This is a genomic window from Undibacterium paludis (genome assembly GCF_022568815.1).
Lineage (GTDB): Bacteria > Pseudomonadota > Gammaproteobacteria > Burkholderiales > Burkholderiaceae_D > Undibacterium.
The window spans coordinates 21815-34061 of sequence record NZ_JAKZHX010000006.1; the positions used below are offsets into that span (position 1 = coordinate 21815).

Genomic DNA, 12247 nt, shown 5'->3' on the forward strand with positions numbered 1-12247 from the left:
GCAATATGGTTAAGTTTGGCTGAGCTATCAGTGTACCTTGTTGGAGGCGACTGCGTTGAACGGCATTGTATCGATTTGATGCAGCCGATGCATTCCTATCCGTTTTTTTCAGATAGGGGCTGGCGGTTTTAAATGTGGTTTTTCATGCCCTGGTGCCAGTCTTTGTGCCATATAATGTTAGTCGATTGATATGCTCAGTTCTGTTTTATTGACCTGATTACCCTTACGCTTTCCTTTGTAGTTTCCTTTTTATGTCACCCTTGAAATTAGCACACCGCTCCATACTCCCTTTGATTGCAATGCTACAGGTGTTATATGCGTGAACAAGTCGCCCAGCGCATCAGGGGATTGGATACTTTGCGTGCGCTGGCGATTGTGCTGGTGCTGATGTCACATTACACGGCGTTTGTCAGCCAGCGACCGAATTTTGGCTGGCTGGGTGATGTCGGCTGGGCCGGCGTTGATCTGTTTTTCGTGCTCAGTGGCTACCTCATCGGTAACCAGATTTGCGGGGCGATTGCGCGTGGCGAGGTGTTTTCATTCAAGATATTCTTTGCCCGCCGTCTGTTGCGCACGCTGCCAAATTACTATGTGGTCCTGGCGGTTTATTTTCTGTTGCCGCAATTGCTCAATGGTTCCAGCGTAGCACCGCTATGGCGGTTTCTGACCTTTACGCAAAACTTTGGCTTGCAATACGGGCAGACGTTTACACATTCCTGGTCGCTGTGCATAGAAGAGCAGTTCTATCTGATATTGCCTGTGCTGGCCTGGTTGATCGCCGGTCGCAGACATGCATTGGCTGGCGCCTGGTTATTGCTGCTGGGCGCGATAGCAGCAGGCATGGCCATGCGTGGTTATGCCGCACTGGACATGGGCAGAAACTCTTTTTCGCAAGAATTGTATTACTCCAGCTTTGCCCGTTTCGATGAGTTGCTGCCTGGTGTGGCCCTGGCCCTGATCAAGAATTTTCACGGACGGTTTTATGCACGCCTACTGAACTGGGGGAACACCTTGCTGGTAGCTGGGGCAGGATTGGCAGGACTGATGTTATATCTGCTCAGTAGCGAAGCGGTGGAGCAGCCTTGGGTGACAACCCTGGGGTTTTCTGTGCTGGCGATGGCTTTTGGCTTGTTGACCTGTTCTGCACTGAGTCCGCGATCGTTGCTGAACAAATTGCCTGTCCCCGGTGCTGCCAGTCTGGCCCTGTGGTCGTATGCTGTCTACCTGGCGCACAAACCCATCTTCATGTTGCTGGCACCGCCAATGCGCAGCCATCAGATCAGTGCAGATACGCTACTCAATATTGCCCTGGTCTTTGCTGCTGGTATAGGTGGTGGCTGGCTGTTATACAGGTTGGTGGAAAGTCCCTTCATGCGTTTGCGTGAACGCTGGTATCCGGTACGGCGTGCTGAACCGTCGTTTGCCCAGCAGGGGTTGCAAGGGGTTTAATTTGTGCTGGCTAAATGTACCTGATGGCCAAGATTCACAGATCGGTCTTAACTCAGCTGCCACAACCGCCACCGCAACCTCCGCCGCAGCTGCTGCCGCAGCTTGAGCCACCACAATCGCCTGAGCCAGCATCACAGGAGCTACTACCACCACTGTCACTGAAACCACTGCCACAGCTTGAACCGCCACTGTTGGCGGCAGCCTGAGCTTTGGCTTGCTGCCGCATCGCTTCTTCATATACTTCTGCCGTGATCAGGCCTGCTGCCGCCAATTCAATGATCGAGAAGCTGGCCGGGAAGATCATATGTCCTTTGCCTTTGCCACGTTCATTCATATTCTGGAAACCGACTTGTTGTCGTGAAATTTTATAGGCAAACCCACCAGGCATCTTCAGCTTGCGATCCAGGGCGAACAGACGGGTGACAGTGACGCTGGCTGGCATCAGCCTTTCCATGTAACGCGTTTCCACCAGTGTTGCCGCCAGCGCCAGGTCCAGGGGACCATCCATCTTTTCTGCTTCCACATGGGGGATAGTGCAGCCAAAATGTTTTTGGCAGAAACAGTCGAGATTGATGGAGGACCAGCTGTTCCAGACATGCCAGACAGAGTCTGCTGCTTTGGATGGCAGGGCGCAGGGTCGTTTGCTGCGCTTGACACATTCGAAGAACTCCATCAGCCCTTCTGCCGCACGGATAAAAAAAACGGCATCACTAGGGATGCCGGGGAATTCTTTTTTTGCCTTTATCTGCCAGTAAGTCATGACAGCATCCGGGATTTCAGATAATGCCTGCCTGTGGGGGGAATGGAAAATGATGCTTTTCACACGCAACTGACTGATTTTGTTTTTAATTTTATTAAACATATTCTTGTTTTTCCTTTTTTCTGTTGTTTTGGTGATTCCATCTTAGGCGGGAATTATGACAAATCAATGACAAAACAGTTGAGGGAAAATACGTATGTTTTTAATAGCCAGAGCTCGATAATATGGAAAGCTTGAAAAGTTGCATTTGACTGAGGGTATGCTCCTATCTAATGGACTGTACCCCGCCATTTGCCGGACCGTGAGATAGTGCGCGCGGATTTTCAGGTGCCGGCCCGTCTCAATACTGCCGGGGCAATGATCTTGTGCGCCGGGCCAACAAAAAACATATAGGCACGACCCAGCGTATTGTGTATGTGCACGACGGTGGTGACAGCAACATATTGCCGGCTGCCTTCCACTTGTTTGCTGACCGATACTTTGACATCAAGATGTTTGTCACTGTCACAGAGTATGACTTCCTGTTCGGATTGATAGATCAGTGAAAATATCCCGGCGCGTTCGCCGATACGATAATCCTGCGCAGCCTTGTCTGGTCGTATCGCACTCAGGTGACCAAGGTTCTTCAGGCCGAACAATCCCACGACATGATTGCGTACCCGCATCAAAAAACTGACCCAGCCCGGAGTTTTGGCAAAGGTATCAAGATAGAGTTGCATGGCCGGGATGCCATCATGGCAGAAATCCATTTGATAGCAATCATAAAAATAGGCGCCGGGCAAATCTTCTGCAATTTTGCTATGCGGTGGTACGGCGGTTTCAACTACAAGGGGCTTCATGGCGGATACTCCGTTTAGGGATTCAGTGAGTCATACAGCAGATGACCGTGTCATCAGAAGGGCCAGGGCAGGAGGAAATGCCAGCCAGAATCCAGACGCAGGCATCAGGATGACACCCAGCAGACTCAAGGCAAAAATTCCGGCACCTAAGGCACGAGCACCGTGGAAGTAAGGGCTTTTTTCCAGGGCATGGACAGCAATTCCCAGCAAGGCAAGTAATACACCAAAAAGCAGGAACCATACTGCGGCCCCTTTCAGCGCATCCTGGTTGACCGTATCGAACAAGCCTTGGCGCAACAGGATGGTGTAAATACCGCCAAAGAAGACAAAGGCGTAAACCGTATGCAGGATAGCAATGCTCAGCAGGCTGTAACCTATCCAGATGCGTCGTTGCTTATTTGTTGTTGCCATTTTTTTCTCCTGTTGTTGTCCATGGAATGCTGGTATTGATGACGGCTCCCAAGCTCTTGAGCATATGCATCAGACCCAGGTAAGCGCGGTCAAAATAAGGCATATCGGGGTGGTAGCCTTTCATCGCTCGTGCGAGAATTTTATTCTGCTGCCTGTCAGTGACAGCGGGGTAGGGCAGTTTGTCAGTGAAATCAAACTGTGCTTTCTCGAAACCCTGGATTTTCCAGGCTTGCACGGCATGTAAGGCAGGCAATACCTGCGTGTCAAAATCCTCTTGCGAAAGATCGGCTGACAACAGATCGAGCGCAATATAGGACTTGAGCAATGCAACTCCACGTGCCGGACCATCCGGCATCAGCAGGGCGCGCCAGTGCGCTGCCATGGCAGTGGTAAATTCTGTCGATATCGCTCTGGTACAACCGAAATCAAGCAGGGCCAGGCGGCCATCAGCCATGAACATGAAATTGCCAGGGTGCGGATCGGCATGCAGGTGACGCAGTTCACAGACGCTGTACCAGAACCAGTCAAACAACAGTTGCCCAAAGTGATTGCGTTGCGCCTGGTCGGGTTTTGTTGCCAGCCAGGCGTCAAGATGCTGACCATCCACATGCTCCATGGTCAGTACACGCTTGGTGGATAATTCGGGTAAGGCTCGCGGGATGACAATGCCCGGCATTTTCTGGTGCCGCTCAAACCAGTTCAGTTGGGCTGCTTCATGTTCATAATCCAGCTCTTCTGCCAGTTTGCTCTCCAGTTCGGCTGTGGCGCTGTCTATGATGTCCTTGTCAGGCATGCTGTCGCTGCCCAGACCCAGGGTGGTCAGTATGCCGCGCAGCATGCGAATGTCGCTGCCGATGGCAGAAGCAATGCCAGGGTATTGCACTTTCACAGCTACTGCACGGCCATCAGTGGTGCGGGCGTGGTGTACCTGGCCCAGGCTGGCTGCAGCAAAGGCATGGCTGTCAAACTGTCCGTACAAATGTTCGGGCACCTGGGCAAATTCACGCTGGAAGACTTTGTGTATCAGGGCGCGGTTCAACGGCGTCACCTGGTGGCAGCCCTTGGCCAGTTCGCGTCGTATACCTGCTGGCAGAAAGTCGCTGTCCATACTCAGCATTTGCGAAATTTTCAGGGCGCTGCCCTTCAACTGATTGAGAGCGCGAAACAGGATGCGGCCGAGCTCAGCCTCATGTTGTTCTTGCGCGGCTTCCCTGTCGTCATCCTTGCGAGCCCATTGCCTGGCCTTGTGCCCCAACTTGCTTGCGCCGGCCTTTGCCAGGGCCATGCCCGTGATGGTGCTGCGCCCGAGTTTGCTTGAGGGGGGCGCCTTGTTCATCGCGCATCCCCAGCCTTACCCATGCCTTGCCTGACCAGTTTTAGGATGTCAAGCAGGCCAGAGCCATGCTGCATCATCCGCGACAACTGGTTGCGCAGCATGAAGCTGACCAGGTCAGTGACTTTGTTGATCATGCCGCTTTGCAGCGCCAGGACGAGTATCGCCAGAGTCATGTCCACCAGCTGCGTGGTGTTGGAAAATTCATCCGACTCATCTTTGAGCCAGTAAGCGATAACGGCAAACAGGTAGTCACCAAACAGACCGGCAATCAGGTTTTTAAAATCGCAGGGGGCAATTTGCCGGGCTTCTTCTGCCGCATCAAGCATGCCCAGGATTTCTTGTCGCAAGAGGCTTTGTCCTGGCATGTTGTCTCGCATCATCAGCAGCGGCGATTTGCCAAAGATATCGCGTGTAATCTGCACAAATTCGCGGTCGGCCAGTAAAAGCTCGAGCAGGGCATCGACCAACCTCTGCAATTTCTCTTGCAAGCTGTATTCATCCCAGCCCGGTGTTTCCCGTGTCAGTTCCAGTACGATCTCTATAGCCAGTTCGTAATAGGCGAACAGGATTTTTTCTTTGGTCGCAAAGTATTTGTAGATCGTCGCATCGCCAATTTCCGCAGCACGGGCGATCTGCTTCATGGTAGTGGCTTCGTAACCTTGATCTGTCATCAGGTCGACTGCCGCGCGTATCAGGTTGCGCCGGGTTTGCTCTTGCTGGGATTTGGAAGTTTTCATAATCGATACCTGCTTTATTAAAAATGCTGCCTTGGTATGATTAATATATACTTTGTTTCGTAAAAATACAATATTTAATTGAATTATGTATAGTTTGTATTGTTTGTGGGTATTGCAGTACAGGAAATGACGCTTGCCTAGAAAACCAGGCAGAACTGGATATGCGGGCAAAAAGATCTGGATGAAAAATTCAGGCGGGAAGGTGACTTTTGGTGTTTGTGGCCCCACATCGTAGTCGGCGCATTGATGCTTGAAGCGGAAAGATTGCATACTAATGCGACGTATGCATACTCCACCAGCCTGGCAATAAGCGCCTGACATCAGCCCTGGCATAACGCTCATCAATCAGATACACGACGCCACGGTCGCTGGTCTGACGTATCACTCTCCCTGCAGCCTGTATGACTTTCTGCAGGCCGGGGTAGAGATAGGTATAGTCATAACCGGCCTTAAACATCTCTTCCATGCGTTGCCTGATCTGTTCATTGACGGGATTGATTTGCGGCAGGCCCAGGGTGGCGATGAAGGCGCCGATCAGGCGGCTGCCGGGTAAGTCTATGCCTTCGGCAAAAGCGCCGCCGAGAACAGCAAAGCCTATGCCCTGACTTTCTTCGGTGAATTGTGCCAGGAAGTCGCTACGTTGCTCTTCGCTCATGCGGCGGCTCTGCAGACGCAGAGTGATGTCGGGATGATGCTGTTGAAAAACAGAACTGACCTGTTCCAGGTAGTCAAAGCTGCTGAAAAAAGCCAGGTAATTGCCAGGTTGTGTCCGGTACTGACGCGCCATCAGTGCGACAATCGGGGCGACCGAGCTGGCGCGATCAGCGTAGCGGGTAGAGACGTGATCGACTATCCTGACTTGCAATTGCTCTGCGCCAAATGGCGAATCTACGTCTATCCAGGCAGTACCCTCTGGCAGGCCGAGGTTGTCGCCATAATAGTGCCAGGGAATCAGTGTGGCAGAGAACAGGACGCAACAGTGGGCTGCCGTGAAGCGCGCTTGCAAAAAAGTGGCAGGCACGACGTTGCGCAGGCACAGGGTTGACGAATTGTCTGTTTTGCTGATGTCAAACAGGCTGTGACTGGCAAAGCTTTCTGCCAGGCGATTGAATAGCAGGGCCTGCAGGTAAAACTCTTGCAGTGGCGCCGCCAGTTCACGCGGGTTGTCTGCAAAATAAAGCCCTGTTTCCGTGCAGGTGCGCGTCAGGGCAGACAGGAATTTTTCTGGTATGTCGGGATAAGCCAGATAGTCGCTGTCTTGCTGTTTTTCCAGAGCCAGCCAGTTGCGGTGCAGGCTGTCCAGGGTTTTCTTCAGTGTTGGCGGCGCGTGTTTACGCAGTGCCTTCAAGTTACTGCGTGACAGCTCCGCGCTATACATTTGCCGTGCCCGTGTCACCATATTATGGGCTTCATCAACCAGCACAGCCACGCGCCAGTCGTTGGCGACAGTCAGGCCATATAGCAGTGCATGCAAATCAAAATAATAGTTATAGTCGGCAATGATGATGTCGGCCCAGCGTGCCATTTCTATGCCCAGGTAATAAGGGCAGATTTCATGTGCAGCCGCGATGTCGCGCAAGCTGTCTTTGTCCAGTACGGGCGTGGCTACTGCAGCAGTACGGGCGGCGGCCAGCTTGTCGTAAAATCCGCGTGCCAGCGGACAGGCATCGCCATGGCAGGCGGCATCTGGATGCACGCATGCCTTGCTCTTGGCCACCAGTTCCAGCGTCCGTAAGGGCAAGGTGGGGCTGCTCTTGCGTATGGTGTCGATGGCATGCAGGGCCAGTTGCCGGCCCGAAGTCTTGGCGGTCAGAAAAAATACCTTGTCCAGCTGTTGTGCCGCGCTGGCTTTTAACAACGGGAACAGGCTGCCTATGGTTTTACCTATACCGGTGGGGGCCTGGGCCAGCAGACAGCAGGCGCGTTTGCTGGCCTTGTACATGGCTTCGGCCAATTGCCTTTGCCCCGGCCTGAAATCAGGATGGGGGAAGGTCAGGTTCGTTAGTGCGATATCGCGTTCACAGCGTCGTTTTGCCTCTTGCTCTGCCCATGTCAGGTAGCGATTGCATAGCAGGATAAAAAAATCAGCCAGTTCTGCCGCAGTGCAATCTTGCCTGATCACGGTTTCTTGCTGGTTCTGGATGTTGAAATACACCAGGGCCACGCTGATGTACTGCAAATCATTTTTCTGGCAGAGAAGGTGTCCGTATACCTTTGCCTGGGCAAGATGCAATTGCCTGTGATTGTCTGGCTGCGCATGCAGGTCACCGAGATAGGTTTTGATTTCTTCCACCTGACGCAGTGCCGTATCGTAACCGTCGGCGCGACCGCTGACTTCCAGGCCAGCATACTGGCCTTGCAGCCTGATTTCGCGCTGGTAAGTGACCGGGCGGCGCAGGGCGACTGTCACATGCCCGGCCATGCCTTGTTCTGCTGTTGGTGACGGGGTAAAGCGCAGATCAAGGTCACCTGTCTTGGCGGTGAATTCACACAGGGCCCGTACAGCAATACGGTAACTCACGCTGAGCCCTGGATTGTGGTTTCGTCCTGCCAGCTCAGGTAGCACACACTGACGGGCATCTGGTGGGTGGCACAAAAGTCCAGCCAGCGTTTCTGGTTATCCTGCAGCCGGTCACCAGGGCCTTTGACTTCTATCATCTGGTAGCGTCGCTCTTGTGGCCAGAACTGTATCAGGTCAGGGAAGCCATTGCGATTGGCCTTGATATCTTGCAGTATGCGCTCGAAACTGCATCGCAAATGTGCAGGCGGGATGCAGCTCAATGCGATGTCCAGCAATTCGGTACTGATGGTGTCCCAAAATACAAACGGCGACTGCAAACCATACTTGTCAGCGTAATTTTGCCGTATGGTTTGCTGATAGGCATCACTGTCAAGTTGCGCCAGGCAGACGATAAAATCATTTGCGCGGCGCGCCTGGAAATCTGCAGCCAGCAGGTCCGCAGGGCCTCGATGAAACGGGTGGAAAAATGCGCCCGGTATCGCTTTGAAGATTGCTGACCAGCACAGCAGGCCGAACAGCGAATTGATGAGTGCATTCTCTACATAAAATACCGGTGCTACTGTTTTGTGCAGGTGATCGCGCACTACATATTCGACCACATAGTCTTCTTCGGGATAGGGTAATTGTAGATTGAATTCGGTCACTGGTGCCGGGCTGACAAGCGCAGGTTTTGCCAGCCCCAGCTTGCGGTTCAGGCGTGGTGCAATGCGCAGTATCTGCTGTAGTTCGGCCTCATTTTCTGGCATCTGCTGCGCTAGTTGCAATAAACTTAAGGCTGCCTTGCTTTCCCCGCTTTTCTCCAGCACGCGTATGTGCCGCAAGCGTGCGCCAGGGTAAGTGCAAGCGGCATAGACCTGCCGGGCCAGTGCCCAGTCTTTCTGCTTTTCCAGATGCTCGCCAATCTGGAATAAAAACCGATGACGACGGCTGGCCAGCCAGCTATTACTGGTATTACTCTGCTCAAGTAAAGCCAGTACCTCGGGTATGGCTTTGCCTTCGTCAAAGGCTACCCGGCAGGCATGCAAGGCCAGATAATCGTCTATGTCTGCCCGACAGGAAAAACCGCGTGAGGCGACAGAAAATTCGACTTTCTCATACTGGAAAATACCAAGATCAGACAGTACAAATTCTGACCAGTCCTGATGCAGATTGCCAAAGAAAATCAGACGCAGATGATCACACAAATCCTTGTTCAGGATGGTATAGGCCATATCATCTGTATCTGCATACCAGGCAGAAAAGGGTTGGCAAATTGCATGCTGCGGCGCCAATGCGGCCAGTTGCCCGGCCTTCGGCAGTTTCTTTTCTGCTGCCGTCATGTTCAGCGCCACAGTCAATTCAGGCTTTTGCAAAAGATCAAACAGTGCGGCCAGGTCCAGTATTGGATCGGCGACTACCCAGCCAGTTTGCAGCAACACTTGCATGGCTGCTCTTGTGTCACCGATCTCGGCATAATTGAGTTTGCTGGCCCTGAATATGTTGCCTTTGCGCATGACCATACGTACATATAAAGCACGGGATGTCTTTGGCAGACTGGCAAATGTGTCAATAAACTGTCGCTCATCTGCTGCCAGCAAATCTGCATAGCGCCCGCTTACCCAGTCGAGTACAGCCTGGAAGTTTTCCAGGTAATAGAAAGGATCGTCGAGATTGGCGAGCATGTTGGTGGATTTTTACTGTATATACATACAGTTTACCCTTATCCGCGTCTTGGGTAAACAGTGCAGACAGCTACTTATTGCTCTTGCAATTCCGCTGGTTTCAGGTAGTTCTTCCCGTTAAATTGCAGGCGGTAATTGTTAACCACTGTCTGGTCTTTGACTTCTTTGCATTCATCTTTGTCCAGCCTGGCGATAGTGTTGATCTGGTTGGTCGTTAGTAGCAGATCGGCCATGTCCTGGTTCTTGCCGGGCGCAATCCGTATGCTGCCAGATTGGCTGGTGAAATTTCCGGCGCAACTGGTATCCCACTCGCCACTATCTTTGCTGATAAGCAAACTCTCAAGTACTTGGTGAATTTGTCTGCCTTTTTGTACAAACAGGCTGAGGTGGCTTGCTCCATAAGGGTTGGCATGCGAAGAACCGGTATGCACGACTCGTATGCCAAACGCACGCAAGGCCAGTGTAAGCTGGTACAAGCCGGTATCTATAGACAGGCCACTAAAACGAATTGCGTCAGATTCAATCAGCCTGGGTAAATGCAGGCGACTGAGTTGCTTTCTGCTGGTGCTGTCTTGTATCAGAATGTCCAGGTCGTATTCCCCCATCTCTTCACTACCGCCAAAGTCTGCCGAATCTTTGCTCAAATATGCCAGCGCTACAATGCTTTTGCCCGGGTCTGAAGGCATTATCCTGCAGGCTTGCTGGTGTGGTCGCTCCAGTGCATAACCAAGTTTGATGGCTGCCTGGTCAGCCGTGTCTTTGGCACATTGATAGGGATCACTGGTTTTGTTTTGCTGTGCGCTTGCGTTTGTCATTGCGCAGCAAACCAGACAGGCGGAAAGGACAAGTTTATCCCATATCATTGTGTAATCCTTATTGTTGGGGTAGATGAGCAATTGATGCAGCAAGCAGAAAGATAACCATGATGACTGCTCTGTCCTTGATCAGGATTGTACGGTATGCACGTTTGATTGTGACATCAGGCAGAGGACCGCAATATTGCATACCTGGCTGCCTTGGTAATAGCCGGTTACAGCGTGTAAACCGGATGCTGCTATGCTTTTGTGTTGATACCGGCTCCATCGTACTGACTCGCAGCGTACAATACCGGGTTGGCGCAATTGCGCATTATTTTTAAAGCAAGTCATCATGAACAAAGCCGAAGCCATACTCATCGCTAACGAATCACTGCAAGCTGAATTGCTCAATGATCGCAACACCCAGTTTTCGCAAGTGGTACGCTATGGCAGTGATGAAGGCTGGTGGTTGAATATACCACTGGCGAATTTCAGAAAAGAAAACCACTTCCTGATTTGCAGTGAAAAAGCCAAGATCATCCGTCACCTTTGCATCAAGGCCAATAATATCCTCAGCCCGGCTACCAAGTTCCGCGTCAAGGATGGTGTGGCCGATATCTTCATTTCTGCCGCCAACCCCAAGCGCCTGACCGATGTGCTGCAAGGTGGCAGCAAGTATAGTTTCAACAAGCACCTGGTGGATGAGCACAGGTATTGATCATACCCATCGTAGCGATCAGACTCCGGGCAGTGTTTTTCTCGCCATCCTGCTGACAGACTCATTGCTTCCGTCTGCCACCAACTGGGCCAGTGGTACCCAGGCCAGATCATGCGATTCATCACTGACACGGAACTCTGTGACAGGTGACTGAAACAAAAAACGTAAATCGTAGTGGTAATGTTCAGGTTCGTTTTTTCTGGCCGGGATGGGATGCACATCAACATCAAACAGGGCGTCGCTGAGCAGTTGCAGGCTTTCGATACCGCTTTCTTCACGTGCTTCGCGGGCAGCGGCAGCCCGTATGTCTGGATCATCTTCCAGGTGCCCGCCAAGTTGCAGCCAGCGATTGAGTTTCTTGTGATGGGTGAGCAGGGCCGCCTTGCCGTCGGGCGACAGTATCCAGGCCGATGCCGTGATATGGCCGGCACTTGTATCGCGGTTGGTACAGGCAGGCGTGCTGCTGACAAAATCCAGTGTGTGCAGCCTGTGATTTTCTTCGGTAGCGTTGACGGATTGATGTGCCTTGAGCAGAGTGATCAACAGGTCTTGCATAAGATCGTTACGTGGATTTAACACTGAATTATAGCCGGATTATAAAGTGCGTCAGGGCATGCGTGCAGGCCCACAAACTATGTCCGTAAATTGATAGGTAACTCATGAAAAATATCTGGTTTCGCTTTATCACTCCCCTTGTATTGATGGCCTGGTCGGTCAATGCGCAGGCACAAGCCAGCGCTGCCTTGCCACAGCTGAAGGCGTTGGCAGATTTCCCTGCCGGCATTGCATTGAATGTGGGCAATGACGCACAGCGCGGCGGCATCCGTCTCTGGGGTTTGCAAGACAGTGAGTCATGGCTGGCTAACGGGAAAACCCCGTCTGACGGGCCTCTGCTGTTTGATGAAAACATGCAGGCCAAGCCGGTATTCTGGGGCGTGGTACAAGGTTTGCGGGGCATTTGAATACATGGTTAAAGCGCACCTGATTGATGAAATGCAGAGGTTTTTTTCATAAAAGT

At 52.0% G+C, this 12247-nt stretch carries 12 protein-coding genes; 3 read left to right on the forward strand and 9 right to left on the reverse strand.

Features of this window, described 5'->3' with window-relative positions; genetic code table 11:
* Positions 1 to 315: 315 nt before the first annotated feature.
* Positions 316 to 1449 (forward strand): acyltransferase family protein, encoded by a 1134-nt coding sequence (locus LZ463_RS11425; RefSeq protein ID WP_241455764.1) that lies wholly within the window; start codon positions 316 to 318, stop codon positions 1447 to 1449.
* Between the two features lie 52 nt (positions 1450 to 1501).
* On the opposite strand, the gene LZ463_RS11430 is transcribed toward LZ463_RS11425, so the two are convergent.
* From LZ463_RS11430 to LZ463_RS11465, 8 genes are all read right to left on the reverse strand, one after another.
* Positions 1502 to 2311 carry a hypothetical protein gene (locus tag LZ463_RS11430; protein WP_241455765.1) on the reverse strand — a complete coding sequence of 270 codons (810 nt, stop codon included), beginning with the start codon at positions 2309 to 2311 and terminating at the stop codon, positions 1502 to 1504.
* A gap of 221 nt (positions 2312 to 2532) precedes the next feature.
* Positions 2533 to 3048 carry a DUF2867 domain-containing protein gene (locus LZ463_RS11435; protein ID WP_241455766.1) on the reverse strand — a complete coding sequence of 172 codons (516 nt, stop codon included), beginning with the start codon at positions 3046 to 3048 and terminating at the stop codon, positions 2533 to 2535.
* Between the two features lie 30 nt (positions 3049 to 3078).
* A complete protein-coding gene (locus LZ463_RS11440) occupies positions 3079 to 3459 on the reverse strand; it encodes a DUF6463 family protein (RefSeq protein ID WP_241455767.1) in 381 nt (126 codons plus the stop codon).
* Positions 3443 to 4795 (reverse strand): ABC1 kinase family protein, encoded by a 1353-nt coding sequence (locus tag LZ463_RS11445; RefSeq protein ID WP_241455768.1) that lies wholly within the window; start codon positions 4793 to 4795, stop codon positions 3443 to 3445. Before LZ463_RS11445 ends, LZ463_RS11440 begins: the two co-directional genes overlap by 17 nt.
* Entirely contained in the window at positions 4792 to 5532 is a 741-nt protein-coding gene (locus tag LZ463_RS11450) for a TetR/AcrR family transcriptional regulator (RefSeq protein WP_241455769.1), read from the reverse strand. The genes LZ463_RS11445 and LZ463_RS11450 overlap by 4 nt, the downstream gene beginning before the upstream one ends.
* A gap of 271 nt (positions 5533 to 5803) precedes the next feature.
* Positions 5804 to 8053 (reverse strand): helicase C-terminal domain-containing protein, encoded by a 2250-nt coding sequence (locus tag LZ463_RS11455; protein ID WP_241455770.1) that lies wholly within the window; start codon positions 8051 to 8053, stop codon positions 5804 to 5806.
* A complete protein-coding gene (locus LZ463_RS11460; protein WP_241455771.1) occupies positions 8050 to 9714 on the reverse strand; it encodes a VRR-NUC domain-containing protein in 1665 nt (554 codons plus the stop codon). Before LZ463_RS11460 ends, LZ463_RS11455 begins: the two co-directional genes overlap by 4 nt.
* A gap of 74 nt (positions 9715 to 9788) precedes the next feature.
* Positions 9789 to 10529, reverse strand: coding sequence for a PA3715 family protein (locus tag LZ463_RS11465; RefSeq protein ID WP_241455772.1), 741 nt, complete (start codon positions 10527 to 10529; stop codon positions 9789 to 9791).
* 334 nt (positions 10530 to 10863) lie between these two features.
* On the opposite strand from LZ463_RS11465, the gene LZ463_RS11470 reads away from it, so the two are divergent.
* Positions 10864 to 11229, forward strand: a complete 366-nt coding sequence (locus tag LZ463_RS11470; protein WP_241455773.1) for a hypothetical protein — start codon at positions 10864 to 10866, stop codon at positions 11227 to 11229.
* 18 nt (positions 11230 to 11247) lie between these two features.
* Here the strand turns inward: LZ463_RS11470 and LZ463_RS11475 are convergent, their stop codons facing one another.
* Positions 11248 to 11784 carry an NUDIX hydrolase gene (locus tag LZ463_RS11475; protein WP_241455774.1) on the reverse strand — a complete coding sequence of 179 codons (537 nt, stop codon included), beginning with the start codon at positions 11782 to 11784 and terminating at the stop codon, positions 11248 to 11250.
* Positions 11785 to 11888: 104 nt separating this feature from the next.
* Between LZ463_RS11475 and LZ463_RS11480 the strand changes: the two genes are divergently transcribed.
* Positions 11889 to 12191, forward strand: coding sequence for an endo-1,4-beta-xylanase (locus tag LZ463_RS11480; protein ID WP_241455775.1), 303 nt, complete (start codon positions 11889 to 11891; stop codon positions 12189 to 12191).
* Positions 12192 to 12247: the final 56 nt, after the last annotated feature.

What these genes read in the sequence shown, in the direction of transcription:
- LZ463_RS11430 (WP_241455765.1), bottom strand. Translation starts at nt 2,311, where the DNA reads ATGTTTAATAAAATTAAAAACAAAATCAGTCAGTTGCGTGTGAAAAGC.
- LZ463_RS11435 (WP_241455766.1), bottom strand. Translation starts at nt 3,048, where the DNA reads ATGAAGCCCCTTGTAGTTGAAACCGCCGTACCACCGCATAGCAAAATT.
- LZ463_RS11425 (WP_241455764.1), top strand. Translation starts at nt 316, where the DNA reads ATGCGTGAACAAGTCGCCCAGCGCATCAGGGGATTGGATACTTTGCGT.
- LZ463_RS11445 (WP_241455768.1), bottom strand. Translation starts at nt 4,795, where the DNA reads ATGAACAAGGCGCCCCCCTCAAGCAAACTCGGGCGCAGCACCATCACG.
- LZ463_RS11470 (WP_241455773.1), top strand. Translation starts at nt 10,864, where the DNA reads ATGAACAAAGCCGAAGCCATACTCATCGCTAACGAATCACTGCAAGCT.
- LZ463_RS11465 (WP_241455772.1), bottom strand. Translation starts at nt 10,529, where the DNA reads ATGACAAACGCAAGCGCACAGCAAAACAAAACCAGTGATCCCTATCAA.
- LZ463_RS11480 (WP_241455775.1), top strand. Translation starts at nt 11,889, where the DNA reads ATGAAAAATATCTGGTTTCGCTTTATCACTCCCCTTGTATTGATGGCC.
- LZ463_RS11475 (WP_241455774.1), bottom strand. Translation starts at nt 11,784, where the DNA reads ATGCAAGACCTGTTGATCACTCTGCTCAAGGCACATCAATCCGTCAAC.
- LZ463_RS11440 (WP_241455767.1), bottom strand. Translation starts at nt 3,459, where the DNA reads ATGGCAACAACAAATAAGCAACGACGCATCTGGATAGGTTACAGCCTG.
- LZ463_RS11450 (WP_241455769.1), bottom strand. Translation starts at nt 5,532, where the DNA reads ATGAAAACTTCCAAATCCCAGCAAGAGCAAACCCGGCGCAACCTGATA.
- LZ463_RS11460 (WP_241455771.1), bottom strand. Translation starts at nt 9,714, where the DNA reads ATGCTCGCCAATCTCGACGATCCTTTCTATTACCTGGAAAACTTCCAG.